This is a genomic window from Rhizobium sp. P1_E6 (assembly GCF_056405875.1).
Map to the genome: position 1 here is coordinate 1 of NZ_JBFUBG010000039.1, position 17,147 is coordinate 17,147.

Consider the following 17,147-nt stretch of genomic DNA (forward strand, 5'->3'; position numbering starts at 1 on the left):
GCCTTCGATGCCTTCGATGGCGTCGCTGCCTGCAGTGCTCGGCATTTCGGTCTCCTCATTCGCGTTCGGTCTTGAAACTTTCGAGCGGGAAAAGGATGCATCGGATGCGAACGAGGGAAGAGGTGGCAGGCAAGCGTTCCGGATGCACCTGATGACGCGGTTGCCGGCAGGCGCCGAAGCCCCCGGATTCTCTTCATCCCGGATCGTGCTATGACCCTGTTCAAGTCATTTCTACCACTTTATGGTGCGCCCATATCAAGGGGTTGAGGAATTGGCATGAAGTGGATTTCGCTGGCCGGGGCATTGCTTGCGGCCTGCCTCGCCGTGGCGCCGGCAAAGGCAAGAGACGTGCTCGATATCCTGCACGGCACGTTGAAAGCGCAGGCTCAGCCATTGGTGATGGAGGATGGCAAGACTGGAGGCTGTACCTATTCGTTCGTCGCGATAAAGCGGGATCATGTCTATCGGCCGGGACAATATCTTCGGGTGACCGGGCACCTCAATCTGCTCAAGACCCGTTCCTTCGTGGGCGAGACGGACATACTTCCCCCGTGGAGCACCACCTTGTATCTCACCGTTGAAGAGGCTTGGAGGGGGAAGATGGCGATATCCATTTCACGCCATCGGCGCCGTCGAAGGTCTATCTCCTCGGGGCGGCTACGGAAAGCCATCCGGACATGCGCTCGGAACGGAGAGGCACCGAAACGCCCGGGAGCGTGATGATGGTCCTCGATGCCGATCCGGCGCTGAAAATCCTCAAGGAGGCGACGACCTCCTCTCATGCGATCAGTGTCGCCTTCAACCAGTTTTACGGGGACAGGATGATTACCGTTCCGATCGAGCTCGACGTGACGAATGTCAAGCCAAACGGGGAACGGGTGCGCTCGAAGGAAACGGAGCTCGATTTTTCCCTCTGCATGCTCGACCTGATGAACGATTTTCCGGTGCCACAGAAAGCGAAGTGAGGCTGCTGCGGCAATTTTATGCGGCTAGCATTCGTGATAGGATGGCAACCTGAGGGCGTGTCGGCGGCATGTGGGGGCATCGCATGGACAGCAGGGACCCGGCAACGGAAGCATCGGGGACGGTGCGCACGCGGCGTTCGCTGGTGGCGTCGGCAGTCAATCCCTATTGGGTTCTTGCGCTTGCGCTCGCCGGACTGGTTCTGGTCCTCTACGGTTTCCTTTGGCAGCCGGCGCGGCCGGATCCGTTTGCAAAACCGGCGAACTGGATCGACTGGTTCCTCCACCCGCTGCCGGCAACAGAGATCAACGGACTCGGACAGCGCCCGCTCGGCACCCCAGGCACCGGCTGGGCGCCAAGGGCGCTTGGCGAGGCGCAGGCGGCCTGGATCGGCGAGGGCGCCCTGCAGCTGCGGCCGGAGGGCCGTTATCCCACTCTGGCCCTGTGGAGTGACGAGACCGGCGCGCTCATCGGAGCGGACGGGCGCATCTATCGTCGCGATCAGCCGCCGCTCGAGACGGCCAGGATCGACATCCGCCCGATCCAGATCCTGGAATTCAAGGCTCATGCAGGGCCAGTGGCCAGCGCCGTCTTCTCGCCCGATGGCGCGCGCATCTTGACGGCTTCGGCCGACGGCACCGCGCGGATCTGGAACGCCGCCACCGGGGACAGGCTCGACGAGCTCAGCGGTCATACGGGGAGCGTGGCGGGCGCCGCGTTCTCTCCTGACGGCAGCCGCATCGTTACGGCCGCGGCCGATGGTACCGTGCGGATTTGGGACGCGGCGACCGGCAGCGAGGTCAGGGTGCTGCGTGGTCATGATGGGCCGGTCATGAGCGCCGCGTACTCTCCTGACGGCAGCCGCATCGTTACGGCTGCGCTCGACGGCACCGCGTGGATCTGGGACGCTGCGACCGGCAGCGAACTCAGGGTGCTGCGTGGTCACGATGGGCCGGTCATGAGCGCCGCTTTCTCGCCTGACGGCGCGCAGATCGTCACGGCTCTGGGAGGCAGCGCGGGTGTTTCCGGCTCTCCGTCAGAGGCAACCGCGCGGATCTGGGACGTGGCCACCGGCAGCGAACTCAAGGTGTTGCGCGGCCACGAAGGGCCGGTGACCAGCGCCATGTTCTCTCCCGACGGCAGGAACATCGTCACCGCCTCTATGGATCGCACCATACGGATCTGGAACAGTGGCGCCGCGGAGAATACCGACGTCCTGAGCGGCTATACCGATACAGTCTACACGGCGGCTTTCTCTCCTGACGGCCGAAACATCGTCACCGCCTCCGCGGATGGTGCGGCGCGGATCTGGGTGACCGTCGCCGGAAAACGGCGCGACGTCGTGGAAATGCCAAGGACAGGTGCGACCAGTGCCGCGTTCTCTCCTGACGGCAGCCGCATCGTCACCGCTTCGGCCGACGGCACCATCAGGGTCTATAGCGTTTTGCAGGGTTTGGCGCCTTCGGCGGGTGTCCGGCTGCCAGATGACGTTGTCTGCTGGACCGCGGATGCAGCGTCCTGGGATTGTTCTTACGATGCACCGCTCCGTTCGGTCCTGCTCAGCCTGCGAATGGACGAACACGCCAGAGGCGGACCGCTTGCTCCCTCCGCCGATCCCGGCAGACCGGCTGTCGTGTTCGACGAGAAGGGCCAGCAGATCCAGCAGCAGCAGGTCCAGCAGACAGAACAGCAGGTTCAAAATCAGCAGCAGCAACAATTGCAGCAGGCTCAGCCGCAACAGCAGCAGAAACAGGAGGTCCAAAATCAGCAGCAACAGCAGACACAGACGCAGCAGCAACAGCAGCAACAGCAGCAGCAACAACAGCAGCAACAGCAGCAGCAGCAACAACAGCAGATCCAGCAGCAGGAGCTGAATCCTCCGCCTCCCGCCCAACTGGGTTTGCCTGCCGGCCTGCCGGCGAGCGCCACCTTCCGGGCGCTGGGGTTTCTCGATGCCACGACGCTGTTCGTGGTCGGCGGCGATGGCCTCATCCTGGTATCCGAACAGCTCACGTCAGGCGCGGCCACGTTCCGGCAGCTGCGCCTGGTACCCGGCGAGACATTGACGGCGATCCGCTTCGACGGCGACAAGGCAGCCTGGGTGGCGGGCGAGCGGCAGCGGCAGCCCTTCGCCATCTGGCCATTCTCCGGTCTGACCGGCAATACGCCTGTTACGGAGACCTTCGTGCTCTATGCGCAGCATCCGCTTGTCGAGACCTGGCGGGAACTGAAGAGCTTTCCGGCGCCCTGGACCTTTGCGGCCGCACCGGTCGTCTTTCTGATGCTGGGTTATGCCGGCGTTGCCTTCGCGCGCGGCGTTGCCGTCGAGCGGCGCGGCATCGAGGATGCGCCGAGTTCGGATAGCCCGATCGGCTGGCGGGACCGCGACGTCCTGCGGCTCAAGCCGATCGCGCTCGCCATGTCGCGCTTCATCCGCAACGTCGATACCAAGCCGCCGCTGACGATCGCGGTGACCGGAGGGTGGGGCACCGGCAAGAGTTCGCTGATGAACCTGCTACGCGAGGATCTGCGCCGCTATGGCGCGCGCCCGGTCTGGTTCAATGCCTGGCATCACCGCGAGGAGGTCTCGCTGCTGGCGGCGCTGCTCGAGGCGGTTCGCAGCACGGTGGTGCCGCACTGGTACACCTGGAGCGGCATGGTGTTTCGGATGCGCCTGCTGGCACTCAGGCTGCGCGGGCCGTTGCAGAGCGCGCTTGCGGCCGGCGTGCTGCTGTTGATCGCGCTCGCCGTCGCCAATATGGGCCTGCAGGGCAGGCTCGGTTCGGCCTTGACCGATCTCGTCTTCAATGTTTCGCAGACGCAATCGGCAGGCGGCGCTGCCGGCCCGGCCCCGGCGGAGAAGGCCGCAAGCCCTCAGGCGGGTGAGAAGACTGCCGGTGCTGCTGATACTGCTGGCGCCGCTCAGGAGACGGCGGAGAAGGCGACCGACGATGTGGCGCATTGGCTGGAAAAGCCGCTTGCCTGGCTGGGCCTCGACCCGAAGACGGGGATCGGCGCGATTCTCGCCTTCGCCGCCCTGCTGTTCGTGCGCAGCAAGCTCATCGCATTCCCGGTGGAGCCGGCCAAACTGCTGAGCCAGCTGCGCAACCGCGCATCCGTCACCGACTACCGCGACAAGCTCAGCTTCCGAAGCCAGTTTGCAAGCGCCTTCAGCGATGTCTGCCGCACGGCGCGAACATCGAGAAATCCGGGGATCATCATCATCATCGATGATCTCGACCGCTGTCCGCCCGATGCCGTGCTCGCCGTGCTTGAAGCGGTGAACTATCTCGTGTCCGCCGGTTCCTGTTTCGTCGTGCTCGGCATCGACCGCAAGCAGATCGAACATGCCGTCGGTCTGGGTTTCAAGGATATCGTCGACGGGCTGCCCGATCGCGAGCTCGGGGGCGCGATGCTGCCGGCCGCAGATGCTACCGATCCCGCCGTTCGCACGGTGGCCCGGCGGCGGGCCTTCGCCCGGCGTTACCTCGAAAAGCTGATCAATATCGAGACCGCTGTGCCGCCGCTGCAGCCCGATGCTGCCGTCAGCATGCTGGTGGAGGAGGGGCCGGAGCCGGATGCCGATCCGCGCTGGCTCGCTCCCTTCAAGACGACGGCCTCCTTCTTTCTGGATTTTTGCCGTACGGCGGCGTTTGCAGCCCTGATCGGCGGTGGCGCCGCATTGCTGCTGCAGCCATTTGCAACACCAGAGCTTGGCGGGGCGGCCGTCCCATCCACTATCAGCCGGCCCGGGAGCGCGACTGTTGCCGCCCCGACGCCGACAAATGGCGGGACCGGCCAGCCGGATCTGGCACCCGCGCCTGCCGAAAAGCCCTTCCGCTTCCAGCCGGCTGAGTGGCAGACCGAGCGGGAGCTGATGCCGCGCTGGGCATGGTGGGCGGGCGACGTGCTGCTCGTGATCTTCCTCCTGCTGTTCCTGCTCGTCGACCTGGCGCGGCGGCGGATGGATATCGAGAAGGACAGCTCCGCCTTCGCCGACACGCTTAGAAAGGTCACTCCGTCAGTCCATGCGGTGAACCCGACGCCACGGGCGGTCAAGCTGTTTGAAAACCGGATGCGCTATCTGGCCGCGCGCCTCGATGCGGACGCAAATCCGCACCGGCCGGATATTCTCGACAGGATCGTCCGCCGCTTCCTTCCGGCCGGCTGGTTCGACCGCAAGCCGCCGGCGCTCGACGAGACAAAGCTGCTCATCCTCGGCGCAAACGAGATCTGCGGCGACAAGATGCCAGGCGACCTCCTTGCCGCCGTCACCGCGGATGACCGCCGCACCTACACCTCGATCGTCAGCCCGGCGTTGCCGGACATGCCTTGATATGCCTTACGTTTCACAGGTCCGGGAGATGGTCGACCCGCCGGCATCGGGAGGTGGGGGCGCCAATGGTTTTGCATCTGTGGCGGATACAGTGTTAAGAGCAGGCCATGACCCTATCAACCGAGCTAGACTGTCAGGCCTGCGGCGCGTGCTGTTCCTATTCGCACGAATGGCCGAGATTCTCGACCGAGAGCGACGAGGACCTCGATTTGCTGCCGGCTCAGTTCGTCTCGGCGGATCAATCAGGCATGCGCTGTGATGGTGAGCGTTGCTCTGCGCTCTCAGGCACCATCGGTAAGCAAGTATCATGCGTGATCTACGGCCTCAGGCCGGACGTCTGCCGCACATGCCTTCCCGGAGACGACGCCTGTACGACGGCGCGTAAGGCCTTCGGGCTGGCGTAGCGCTGATCCTGGCTCTGCCGGTGTGCCTGTCGATAATGATATCCTTGCCGCCAGCCCAGGATTTGCGTTGCAGGAGGCGGCAGTCTTTGCTGCCGCCCGCCATTCAATCCAGCCCGCAAATCAATCCAGAAGATCGGCCGGCACCTTGCCGCCGTTTTCCGACAGTTTCTTCATGAGCGCCTTGTGCAGGAAGATGTTCATCTTCGCGCTGTCATTGGTATCGCCGGAATAGCCGAGTTCGGCTGCGAGCTCCTTGCGCTCCGCAAGGCTGGCATCCATTCCGAGCGCCTTCATGAGATCGACGATCGAATGGCGCCAATCGAGCTTCTGGCCGGATTTCTTGACGGCCGCGTTGAGGATCTGCTCGATATCGGCGCTGCTGGATTGGGCGGGGCTCGCTTGAGCCGGCGGCGGCGCGCCGGTTGCGGGCTCGGTCACCGGTGCGGGCTTGGCCGCGGTGGGCTGAGCGGAAGGGGAAGCTGCGGGCGTACTGGAGGCTTGCGGGGCGGCGGCCGCAGGCTCCGGCACGGGTGCCGCCTGCGCTTTGCCGAAAATCGCGTTCTTGATGCGGTCGAAGACGCTCACGGGGGAAACCCTCCTCTTGTGGTTGCGATGGGCAAACGCCGTACGGAGCCGGCTTCCCAAATGCTGACCGGGAGAGAACTAGGGTGGTAACGCGATCCGCAAAGCCCGCCGGCAGGAAACATGGTTCAGCTGCACCGCGCTGTTGTTCCCGTTCGGTGATGCCGCGTCTTCGTCATCGGCCGGGTGACGGTCGGCAGCGCGTGTGCCACCTTCGGGCGAGAGGGGCGAGCCCGGAACAGGATTTGGAAGATCGGCCAGAAATGCAAAAGCCCCGCAACATGGCGGGGCTTTCGACGGATACGGTCGCCGGTTCCTAGAACTTGACGCCGATGCCCAGCTTGATTTCCTGCTGGTCGAGATCGACATTCACGCCGAGAATGTCCTTGTCGCCATAGTCGTTGAAGCGATATTCGCCGCGAACGAAGACGTTGTTGGTGAAGGCGTAGTCGATGCCGGCGCCGACGGTATAGCCGTTGAACGTCTCGGTTTCCTTGTCGCCGCCCGGCACGTCGATGAAGCCGCGCGTCGCGGTCCAGCCTGCCGCACCATAGAACAGCGCCTTGTCGAAGGCGTATCCGACCCGGCCGCGGACGGCGCCGGACCAATCGGTTCCGATGCTTGCGCCCAGCAGGTCCTCATCATTCCAGTTGTGCTCGATGTTGCCTTCGATGCCGACGACGATATTGTCGAACTGGAAGTTATAGCCCCCAAATGCCCCGAAGACGCCGCCGTCGAAATCTTCGGAAGCGCTCACGCCGCCGATGCTGAAATCGCCGTCAAGGAAGCCGGCGCCGCCATCGATGCCGAAGTAAGGCCCCGACCAGGTGAAAACAGGTGCCATCGCAACGGGTGCGGATGGAACGTCTTCCACCAGATCGGCGGCGAAAGACGTGCCGGCAGCAAGGGCGAAAAGGAGAGTGGCGATAGTCGTCTTCATGTGTGTACCCCGGAATATGCTCAGTTTTGACAAACCAACAGGTAGCAGCCCTGCACCAAAAGGCTGTAGCGGCAAAGACACACCAGCAGAACTGTACGCTAGCGTACGGACCCGCATTGCGTGTTGAACCGCGAGACGCCCTGTCTGCCAAGGCTTTGAGCAAGAAGAATTTTTCCTGACGGCAAGTCGGCACTCCACTGCGCAGAGACGCAGCGGCCGGATTTCCATTTTGCAGCTTGTACGCGAGGCGGATGCCGGGTCGGCGGATGGGGAGCCTGTCAGGYCCCCATCCCAATCTCACGAAAACTCGTTCGCCCTTGGCCCCGCAAGCGTTACCCGCCAGGTCGATCGTTTCAGGAAATCCTGGGTTGCCAGAAAAGTATAGGGCGTGGCTCTCCAGGGTTTTACCCCGTTGTCGAGATTGTCGAGCACATAGTCGCCGTCGTCCATGCGGGCGATCAGCACGACATGGTTTTCGTCATGCGGGCCGATCACCACCGAAAGGGCCAGGCGGTTTGCCGGAAAGCCGGCGTCGATCAGGTCCTTCATCTTCTGAAGAGCGTAATCCTCGCAGTCGCCCCGGCCGCTTGAAGGCAGGGTCCAGACATCGTCGTTTCCGGAGGCGGAGCGGTCCTCCGTCGAGCGGACGCGGAGGTTCACGGCGCGCGTGACCTTGCGCAGAAGCGGCATGCCCGCCTCATCCGCTGCCGGTCGCGCCGAAGTCGCACGGCAAAGCCAGCGGTAGCTCGCACAGGCCGACGCGAATCCCACCGGCGCGCCGATGCTCCTGCCGACGGGCAGGACCTGTCCGGCAAATGCCTGAAATTGCGTGGGAAAGAACACAAGGGAAACAAGACAAACCAGCCATCGCATGAATCACCCCTCTATTGTTCGCGGAGAAGGTAACATAGTTTATACTAAAACTTTAATAAAAATTATTACTTACGTAATTAACTATAGATTAAGAACCTGTGCCATTATCCACAGTTTATTCTTGGAATTAACAGTTTGCTAATATAGGAATTCTCCTCGTTAACGGTCTGTTAACTTTGGGAGAAAATAGATGATCCGCAAAGCAGCGAAGTATAGCGTCGCCGTTGCTTACCTTCTGGCAAGCAGCAGCCTCACAATGGCCGCGCCGGCAGTTGTCAACTGCGCCACGGCAGCGCCGGGTTCGATTGAGGCAAGACTGTGCCTGCCGACGAAATCCATCCGCACCGACGATGACAGCCGCACTGTCAATGATGACAGCAGCGGCAACCGCTCCGGCAACCGCAACGGCTCCGGCTCCGGCAAACAGGCGTCGAACCAGAATTCTTCCGGCGATCAGGGCAATGGCGGCGATGACGGCGACGGCAACACCGGCGGCTCCGGCCCTGGCGACGGCGACGGCGATCATGGCGGCCATCCTGGCGGCAAGGACCACGGTCACCACGGCGGCAAGGACCATGATCATCACGGCGGCAAGGACCGCGATCATCATGGTGGCAAGGATCGTGACCATCATGGTGGCAAGGACCGCGATCATCATGGTGGCAAGGATCGCGACCATCACGATGGCAAGGACCGTGACCACGATGGCAAGGACCGTGACCACGATGGTGGCAAGGACCGCGACCATCAGGGTGGCAAGGACCGTGACCACGATGGTGGCAAGGATCGCGACCATCAGGGTGGCAAGGACCGTGACCACGAGGGTGGCAAGGATCGCAACGATAAGGGCGGCAACGACCGCAATGATAAGGGCGGCAACGACCGCAATGATAAGGGCGGCAACGACCGCAACGACAAGGGCGGAAACGATCGCAACGACAAGGGCGGAAACGATCGCAACGACAAGGGCGGAAACGACCGCAACGACAAGAGCGGAAACGACCGCAACGACAAGGGCGGCAACGATCGCAACGACAAGGGCGGCAACGACCGCAATGATAAGGGCGGCAACGACCGCAACGATAAGGGCGGAAACGACCGCAACGACAAGGGCGGCAACGACCGTAACGACAAGGGCGGAAACGACCGCAACGATAAGGGCGGTAGCGACCGCAACGATAAGGGCGGAAACGACCGCAACGACAAGGGTGGCAACGACCGCAACGATAAGGGCGGCTCTGACAAGAGCGGCAATAGCGGTAATAGCGGCTCCGACAAGGGCGGCAGCAGCGGCAATAGCGGTGGCCGTTCCGACAATAGCGGTGGCAGCAGCAGCAGTGGCGGCGGCTCCGGCAACAACGGTGGCAGCAGCGGCAATAGTGGTGGCGGCTCCGGCAATAACGGTGGCAGCAGCGGCAACAGTGGTGGCGGTTCCGGCAACAGCGGCGGTAACAGCGGTGGCAGCAGCGGCGGCTCCGACAACGGCGGCGGCAATAGCGGCGGCTCGGACAACGGCGGTGGCAACAGCGGCTCCGACAAGGGCGGGTCTGACAAGGGCGGGTCTGACAAGGGCGGCTCGGACAAGGGCGGCTCGGACAAGGGCGGCTCGGACAAGGGCGGCTCGGACAGGGGCGGCTCAGACAAGGGTGGCTCAGACAAGGGTGGCTCTGATAACGGCGGCTCCGACAAGGGCGGACACAAGCCCGGCTGATCCGGCATCCTGAACCGGAGGAAGGGCTTCAGAAGTGAAGCCCTTCTTCAATGGCGGTATCGGAAATGCGGCCCGGTGACGGTGACTTCTTGCCATCATCCAAAGGACGCATTCCCTTTCCTTCCTCATTCCTGTGCCCGCGTGCTGGCGCGAAGGAAGTCACGGGAATCCAGGCATCGCGCCTCGGCGCGGTGATGGCTCAAATGTATTGCGTCGGAGTCATCTGCGCCCGAGGGGAGCGGGCGCGCTGGGTCTGCGTGAGATAACCCGGGCTGGGCCGGGAACACGGAGACGAGGGAGGAAAGGGAGGCATACCAGAATCGGTTCGAGCCGACATACGTAACCGAAACGGGGCTTCAGCGATGAAGCCCTTTTTCATGCCGTGTGGGCAGCGCCACCATGGCCGCTTTCGGCCCAGGCCGGGCACATGGCCGCCGCAAAATCAGGCCTGGACGTGCTGACTTGTGCGAGAGGTTCGCAAGGCGGATTTCCCTTGAAAATCGTGATCCCGGTTTCGTCGTGGAACGTGAGAATCGTGCAAGGCTAGCGTTCCGCGATCAGATCGCGGCCGATAGGTTTGGGGCGTTCGCTGCGCAGGACGATCGCCGTCGTAACGGGGCCGTAGCGGGCAATCGAATCGACGATGCCTTCAAGGTCGGCCGGCGAGGGCACGATGACTTTAAGGTGGAAACAGTCCTCGCCCGTAAGCCGCAACACCTCGATGATCTCCGGCATTTCGGAAAACTGCTTCAAACACGGTTTGATATGTTCGTGCGTCGTGCGCAGGCGGATCACCGCCATCATTCCGAACCCGAGGGAGGCAGGGTCGACGACCGCCCTGTAGCCTGTGACGATGCCGCGTTCCTCAAGCCGCTTGAGCCGTTCCGAGGCTGCGGGCTGGGAGAGGCCGACCTTTCTGCCCAGCTCCGAAACGCTGATACGTCCGTCATCCTGAAGAATTTCGATCATGGCGATATCTGTCGGATCAAGTGCGGTACGATTATCAGTAACCTTCGCCATCTGCCTTGAATCCATCGGTTTGTGCTTCTCTTTTCCGATGAATGCCAATTCTGTTTGCGCCTGTAAACGGCCAGAATGAGCCGAACGCAACGAAGAGGTTAAGCGGTGAGCGAATTCATTCATCTGCCTGGCATTGGCAATTCCGGAAATACCCATTGGCAAAGCCGCTGGGAGGAGGCCGACACGTCCATCCGTCGCTTCTCGCCGGCAAGCTGGGATGCGCCTGATCTTCCCGATTGGATCGCGGCGCTGGAACGGGTCGTGCGGTCTGCCGCAACCCCGCCCGTTCTGGTCGCCCACAGTCTCGCATGCCTGCTTGTCGCGCATTGGCAAAAGGTATCGGACGCGCCAGCCAGGGGTGCATTTCTGGTGGCCGTGCCCGATCCTTCCTCGGCGGCATTCCCCGCACAGGCGGCGGGCTTTGCAGCCGTGCCGCAGGAGCGGTTTCGTTTTCCATCCCTGATCGTGGCAAGCACCGACGATCCCTACGGCTCGCTCCCTTATGCCGAGATGCGGGCGGCTCAATGGGGAAGCGACCTCGAAATCATCGGCGCCTTCGGCCATATCAACGGGCAGAGCGGCCTGGAGGACTGGCCCGAGGGGCGGGGATTGCTGAGAGTGTTCGCAGGCTGACACAGACCTCCCGTCTTTGGCAGCGTCCGAAAGCGGGGATTTTCGCCGCGACATTCTCTACTCTTCCAGGGAGYGATGGACAGGCGGCTCGATATTCTGACGACGGGCGCCTTCAATCCCGGTCACCATTTCTGAGGAATTGCCACTCGATCCCGGTAATCCGCGTCGGCTTGACGAGGTGCATGCGAGCCTGCAACAGCCGCAGCGTCGGAACGAGCTTTCGAGGGTCCGCAATCCCAGCGGGGACGGGCCTGCCCATCTCTCTGTAATGCGACTCCATTTCTTCCCTGAAGTCTCTGATATCGAAGCTGTCCACGCCTGCGTTGAACCAGTCAAACAGGATGACATCGCATACAATATCGAGGCTGTTCGGGTCGTCGGCATAGGGCAAGGGCGGCATTGGCGGACCTTTTAAGATGGAGTTCATCCTTAAGTCCCCCCTGAGGCAGTGTTCCCCAACGCAGTTTCGTCAGATGGCCGGCGAAACTGTGGGGCTCGCCACCCAGCACAAAGACGAGCCCCAGCCCCGGTGTTTTTGTCATCTAAGCCCTCCACCGCGACATCACGAGTAGACCCCCGCGCCTGAAGCGCAGCAATTCGACCAGTGGGATTAGCTCGGCAGTTGGCGGCAGGGAATCCAGCTTCTGCGGGATTTTTTACGCCTGGAGCCGGGAATATACCTGTGGATAAAATCGGACCGGTTCATTGTGATTAGCCTGATGCGAGCACCGGTCTAATCCTTGGGCACCGATGCCGCCCGTCTACCCATAGGGATCATAATCCACCGCTGCCGTCACCCTTGTCGTCGTGCGGTTGAAAATCGCTGAAAAGCTCCTCGCGAATGACCGCAAATGTCTCGAAGCGGCCGTAAATGCTTGGGGCCGCGCATTTGCTGCTTCTCCCGCGGACTTCTAAAACTGGTTGCATTATTCGAGGCGAAGACGATAGGAATTATTCTGCTGTTTCTGGAAACTTCGATGACTTTTCGCTCCGCCATCCTGCCTGTTTGTTATTTTGTCACCGCACTCCTTCTTCTTCCGCTGGTTGTGATCACGCCAACGGCAGCGAACCAGCCGGTTGCCGAAGAGCGACCGATGAATTTCGCTCTCGTCCGGAACGGCAATTGCAGCGAAACCTGCATAGAGTGGATATCTGCCGAAGGCTGGATAACGCCCGACGCGCCCAGGCGATTGAAGAAGCTGCTGAGGAGCCTCAAGGGCCAAAAGCTTCCCGTCGTCTTTCAGTCTTTTGGCGGAGACGTAAACGCCGCGATCTCGATTGGGCGCATGATCCGGGCAGCCGGTCTCGAAACGGCCGTGGGCAGGACACGGTTGAACGACTGCCCGATATTGGATCCGCGCTGCGTGGAAAAGCTTGTCCTTGGCGGGTGGTCGCAGGGCGAAGTTCGTGCTGGAGGGTCGTACTGTTTTTCGACGTGCCCGCTGGCTCTGGCGGGAGGCACCGTCCGCGCTACGGCCGTGGGTGCCTCCATTGGCCTCAATCAGATAGCGAACGGAAGAAGGAAACTCAGCCGTGCGGAGGCGGCAAGGCGGAACCTCGATGAGATATCGACGGTGCCCGATCCGGCGCTGAAGAGGATGCTCTCCGCCTATCTGCACGAGATGGGTGTCAGCAGTCAGGACGTTTTTGCCATGATGGGATTGGCCACGCCTGCCGGGCTCTACCACGTGCAGGACGCCGAAGCGCTCAAAACAGCCATCGTTACCAAAGTCTACTCGGTCTCCGATGAGCCGGGGGCGGTCAGAGGCAAAAACGTTGCCAAGGCATCGATGCAGGCAGGCGGGGAACCCGACGACGCGTTTGACATGAAGAAGCCGGACAACATGTGCCACATTGTCAACCAAGCCTATGTCCGGACCAGAAAGACCGACATCTACAGCGAGACAATCAGCTATGTAGAGCCAACCGGTCTCGTTCCGTTCCTGGAAGGGCGAAGGACTGCCTCGGGAGTCTTTTCGCGAAAAGGAAGCGATTTGAAATGGACTGGGGATACCGCTCCAGAGGCCGTGGAAGACTATCCCAGATACACGTCCTGCATCTATGTCGACAACAGCGAGGGGCCGCACTTTCGCGCATATTGGCACAACCGTGATTCGAACGGCATGGCCAGTGCCGAAGTGTGGCTCACTCCCGACGCCCAGAGGCTAAGCAAGGTCATTCGACGCTTTGCCAGCGATCATCCTAAGCTTCCATCCAAGACGTTATCAGCAACCATGGACTACGACGCCACTCGTGTGGTCGCTCCTCCCGCCGAGGACATCCAGCAGTAGGAGGGTCCGAGAGAACGCGTGCAAAAGGCCGATAAGCGAGTGGATGACCATCATCGTTGCGTTGTGAAGGCGGCTATCGGCCCAAACCGGTGATTGGCCGTCGCAAAAATCTGCCGCGAAACTCCAACTTTTGCGACAAAGTTTTGTGGCGAGAATCCTCGAACGTTTTCAGGAAAGACCGGAGTGTCGCAAAAGTCAGGATTTCCGCGACAGGTCACGACCTCTGCAATGCGGGAAGGATCATGCCCGCCGTCATGATGGTGATGGCCAGAAGCTGGGCCGGGGCGGGAATCTCCCCCAGCACGATCATGCCGGTCAGGGCTGTGGCGACCGGCACGCAGGGCATGAACAGCGATGCAATCTGTGGTCCCAACTGCCTGACAGCGTAGGTATAGAGAAACATCGCCGCCGCGCCGGCGAGGAAGCCCTGTATCACAATCTGCGCGCCGATTTCCGCTGCTGATGCCGCGTTCAGGCCGCTCGTTGCAAAGATATGCAGGAATGGGAGCAGCAGGCAGGACAGCAGCACGATTGCCGCCGTGGCTGTAACGGGATCGACAGCCCATCGCCGCACAAGGACGGCATAGGCAGAGAACATGATGCCCGATCCGCTGAACAACAGATCACCGAACAGGGTGTTGCCAATTTCGATCCCCGAATGAAGGACGAAGATCAGCAACCCCACGATAATCGCAGCGATCCCCACCAGTCGCGCATTTGAAACCCTATCTTTGAAAACGATCCGGGACAGCACAAACGAGAAGAAGACGATCGAGGCCGGGCAAAGGGCGGCAGCGTGGGCGGCGGGTGCGTAGCTCAGGCCCCAATTGATGATGAGCGGATAGGGCAGCCCCACAAGGAGGGTCAGGATTGAAGCCCGCCGCCAGCCGAGAGCTTTCAACTTCGCAAGGCCGGTTCTCCAGATGATCGGGAGGAAGATCACGCCGGCACCCACAAAACGCAGGCTGGCTATGTCCGAGGCTGTCAGATGCTCCCTCAAGCTGAACCGCGCAGCGACGAATTGTATGGCGGTGATGATGACCATCATCAATCCCGCGATGATGGCAAGCTTTGTGTTACGGCTCTCCGGCTCGGCCGCTGGTCGCATTTGATCCTCCATCGGAACGTTGATTCGGGCGTGTGGAGGATTGCTTTCATTCGACCCCATGCCTTGCGAAAGCACAGGTTATTGTGGAATCTGGCGCTATGAAATATGCTCAATTGCGGACGTTTGAGTGAATATCACACAAATTATGGGCCAAAAGCGTGAATGATGAAATGATCGATCTTGATAGCGTAGATCGAAGTCTCCTTCGCCTGCTTCAGGAGGATGGCCGCCGGACCACCCTTGATCTGGCACGGCGGGTAGGACTATCCCCGACCGGCACCAGCCAGCGTGTCAAACGTCTTTTCCGGGAAGGCTTCATCACGGCGGTCAGAGCTGTTCTCGACCCGCAAAAGATCGGTCGCGGAACGCTGGTCTTCATTCAGGTTCGGCTCGATCAGACAGCCCCTCACGTCTTCGACCGCTTTGCCGAGGCGGTGGCGAAAGCCCCGGAGGTTCTGGAATGCCATATGGTCGTCGGCGGCTTCGATTATCTGGTGAAGGCGAGGATAGCCGACATGTCTCTGTTTCAGGACTTCCTGCAACGGGTGATCCTCCCGCTACCCGGCGTTAGAGAGACACATACCTATGCTTCCGTTGCTGATGTGAAGCCAGATACCATGTTGCCTGTTTGACCCGTTATTGTCGCCCAAATCCCGATTAGGCGACACTTGTTTTCCTGACTTTTGCAAGGTCGCAGATCAGACGGTTTTGCGATGCCGGCAATGCCTGCTGTTGGCGCCAAGCGGCCATGATATCGTGTCGCACCTGCGGCCGAATCCCGCAAATCCGCTACGCGCCTACCCATAGACATCATACTCCACCGCCGCCTTCACCCCATCACCCGCTCGGTGACGCGCCTTCTTCACCACCGGCTGCGTGAAGGTCAGCGCCAGCGCATCGCCCTCGTTGGGCGAGGGCAGGCCGCGCTCCTTCATGTCGTCCTTGCTTTCGAGCTGGATCTTGCCATCCAGCCGCGCCACGGTCTCGGGCCCGACCAGATCCTGGTAGAGCAGTTCATTGGCGGGATCGATCGCGCCGCCGGCCTTCAGCCAGCGTTTCATCTGGCCCCAGATATAGGCGCGCATATTGTAGTAGCCGGCGTCCAGAACCTTGGTGGAGCCGAACCAGACGAGCTGCCACGAACGGCCCATGACTGTGCCGGCGCTGACGATGCCGGTTCCGTAGCCGGCGTCGATGAAGACCGCGTCGGCCTGATATTCATCCTCCAGCCGGGCGATGAGGTTTGCGACCTCGATATCGTTGTCGTTGCGGGCAATGGTCGCCAGCCGCTTCGAATAGAGTCCCTGGCGCAGCATGATCACCGTCGGGTCGTCGCCGGTCCAGGCGGGATCGACGCCCAATATGACCGGCGCGAAGGCATATTGCTCCGAGCGCAGATGCACGGCGCGCGCCCGGTCGGCATCGTCTGACGAGATGAACTGCATGGCGGACTGGCTCGGAAACTGGCCGCGCACGCGCACCTTGACGATATCGCTATCCTCGCCGTGATCGTCCACGAGACGTTGAAGGAACTGCTTGTTGGTGCCGGGCACCGAGCGGCTGTCGATCTGCCGTCCTACCCAGCGGTGGCGGAAGCGGCGGAAACATTCGCGGAAGCGGCCACTGTTTCTCGTCGGGTTACCGAAGACGATCCAGATGATGACGGTATCCTCGTCCGTCAGCGCGCCCTCGGCCACTTCCCACACCTTGTCATGGATCTTCGAGGCTTCGTCGAAGAGCAGCAGGATGATCCTGCCCTTGTTGTGCAGGCCGGCGAAGGCTTCGGTATTGTGTTCGCTCCAGGAGATGAAATCCTGCCGCCAGCTTTCGTTGCGCTCGGGATCGCGTGACTTGATGGACATCGCCTGCACATCGAACCAGTGCGCGGTGATCGACAGGCGAAACCATTTGCCGATCTCCGGTGCGGTCTTGGTGCGCAGCTGGCCCTCGGTATTGGCTGTCGTGACCACCTTGCAATCGGCAAAACAGGACATCGCCCAGTTGGACAGCATGCCCATCTCGGCCGATTTGCCGATGCCGTGGCCGGAGGCGACAGATATCTGCAGCGGCTGGTAGCGCGTGGCGGGGTCGGCCAGATGAGCGCCGATCAGTTCGTTGATCTCGTCCTGCCAGGGGCGGGGGCCGTCGTAGCCTGCGAGCTCACCCATCCCCCAGTCCCAGGCAAGCCGGCTCCAGCGCTTCGGGCTGAAACCGCAGGAAGCGGCAAGCTCGATGATATCGTCGTTGGGATCGCGGCTTTCGCCTGAAGCGGGCAGGGCCATGGTC

16 protein-coding genes are annotated in these 17,147 nt (G+C 61.6%); 9 read left to right on the forward strand and 7 right to left on the reverse strand.

Going from position 1 to position 17,147, the window contains the following annotated elements:
* From AC1D35_RS19070 to AC1D35_RS19090, 5 genes are all read left to right on the forward strand, one after another.
* Positions 1-214 (forward strand): hypothetical protein (locus AC1D35_RS19070; protein ID WP_477939520.1); only part of this gene is annotated, 214 nt, incomplete at its 5' end.
* 62 nt (positions 215-276) lie between these two features.
* Positions 277-720 (forward strand): hypothetical protein, encoded by a 444-nt coding sequence (locus AC1D35_RS19075; RefSeq protein WP_113312179.1) that lies wholly within the window; start codon positions 277-279, stop codon positions 718-720.
* 2 nt (positions 721-722) lie between these two features.
* Positions 723-965, forward strand: coding sequence for a hypothetical protein (locus AC1D35_RS19080; RefSeq protein WP_162748658.1), 243 nt, complete (start codon positions 723-725; stop codon positions 963-965).
* Between the two features lie 83 nt (positions 966-1,048).
* Positions 1,049-5,299 carry a P-loop NTPase fold protein gene (locus AC1D35_RS19085; protein ID WP_477939523.1) on the forward strand — a complete coding sequence of 1,417 codons (4,251 nt, stop codon included), beginning with the start codon at positions 1,049-1,051 and terminating at the stop codon, positions 5,297-5,299.
* A gap of 107 nt (positions 5,300-5,406) precedes the next feature.
* Complete coding sequence (locus tag AC1D35_RS19090; protein ID WP_113302091.1) at positions 5,407-5,703, forward strand: YkgJ family cysteine cluster protein; 297 nt, start codon at positions 5,407-5,409, stop codon at positions 5,701-5,703.
* 120 nt (positions 5,704-5,823) lie between these two features.
* On the opposite strand, the gene AC1D35_RS19095 is transcribed toward AC1D35_RS19090, so the two are convergent.
* From AC1D35_RS19095 to AC1D35_RS19105, 3 genes are all read right to left on the reverse strand, one after another.
* A complete protein-coding gene (locus tag AC1D35_RS19095) occupies positions 5,824-6,288 on the reverse strand; it encodes a DUF3597 domain-containing protein (RefSeq protein WP_113311943.1) in 465 nt (154 codons plus the stop codon).
* Positions 6,289-6,601: 313 nt separating this feature from the next.
* Positions 6,602-7,225: an outer membrane protein gene (locus AC1D35_RS19100; protein WP_113302093.1), complete on the reverse strand. Its 624-nt coding sequence runs from the start codon at positions 7,223-7,225 to the stop codon at positions 6,602-6,604.
* A 297-nt stretch (positions 7,226-7,522) separates the two neighbouring features.
* Entirely contained in the window at positions 7,523-8,098 is a 576-nt protein-coding gene (locus AC1D35_RS19105; protein WP_113311942.1) for a transglutaminase-like cysteine peptidase, read from the reverse strand.
* 190 nt (positions 8,099-8,288) lie between these two features.
* On the opposite strand from AC1D35_RS19105, the gene AC1D35_RS19110 reads away from it, so the two are divergent.
* Entirely contained in the window at positions 8,289-9,809 is a 1,521-nt protein-coding gene (locus tag AC1D35_RS19110) for a hypothetical protein (RefSeq protein ID WP_477939526.1), read from the forward strand.
* 543 nt (positions 9,810-10,352) lie between these two features.
* Here AC1D35_RS19110 and AC1D35_RS19115 read toward each other — a convergent pair.
* A complete protein-coding gene (locus AC1D35_RS19115; protein ID WP_113311900.1) occupies positions 10,353-10,829 on the reverse strand; it encodes an Lrp/AsnC family transcriptional regulator in 477 nt (158 codons plus the stop codon).
* Positions 10,830-10,934: 105 nt separating this feature from the next.
* Here AC1D35_RS19115 and AC1D35_RS19120 point away from each other — a divergent pair, with 105 nt between their 5' ends.
* Complete coding sequence (locus AC1D35_RS19120) at positions 10,935-11,462, forward strand: RBBP9/YdeN family alpha/beta hydrolase (RefSeq protein ID WP_113311897.1); 528 nt, start codon at positions 10,935-10,937, stop codon at positions 11,460-11,462.
* 112 nt (positions 11,463-11,574) lie between these two features.
* Here the strand turns inward: AC1D35_RS19120 and AC1D35_RS19125 are convergent, their stop codons facing one another.
* Positions 11,575-11,889: a hypothetical protein gene (locus tag AC1D35_RS19125; RefSeq protein ID WP_162748639.1), complete on the reverse strand. Its 315-nt coding sequence runs from the start codon at positions 11,887-11,889 to the stop codon at positions 11,575-11,577.
* Positions 11,890-12,439: 550 nt separating this feature from the next.
* On the opposite strand from AC1D35_RS19125, the gene AC1D35_RS19130 reads away from it, so the two are divergent.
* A complete protein-coding gene (locus AC1D35_RS19130) occupies positions 12,440-13,753 on the forward strand; it encodes a Clp protease/crotonase-like domain-containing protein (protein WP_113311895.1) in 1,314 nt (437 codons plus the stop codon).
* 214 nt (positions 13,754-13,967) lie between these two features.
* Here the strand turns inward: AC1D35_RS19130 and AC1D35_RS19135 are convergent, their stop codons facing one another.
* Positions 13,968-14,873, reverse strand: a complete 906-nt coding sequence (locus AC1D35_RS19135) for a DMT family transporter (protein WP_477939560.1) — start codon at positions 14,871-14,873, stop codon at positions 13,968-13,970.
* 158 nt (positions 14,874-15,031) lie between these two features.
* Between AC1D35_RS19135 and AC1D35_RS19140 the strand changes: the two genes are divergently transcribed.
* Entirely contained in the window at positions 15,032-15,493 is a 462-nt protein-coding gene (locus tag AC1D35_RS19140) for an Lrp/AsnC ligand binding domain-containing protein (RefSeq protein ID WP_113301912.1), read from the forward strand.
* A 165-nt stretch (positions 15,494-15,658) separates the two neighbouring features.
* Here AC1D35_RS19140 and AC1D35_RS19145 read toward each other — a convergent pair whose 3' ends face one another.
* The gene (locus tag AC1D35_RS19145; RefSeq protein ID WP_113311899.1) at positions 15,659-17,143 is read right to left on the reverse strand and encodes a terminase; all 1,485 of its coding nucleotides are present in this window, start codon (positions 17,141-17,143) and stop codon (positions 15,659-15,661) included.
* Positions 17,144-17,147 lie beyond the last annotated feature (4 nt).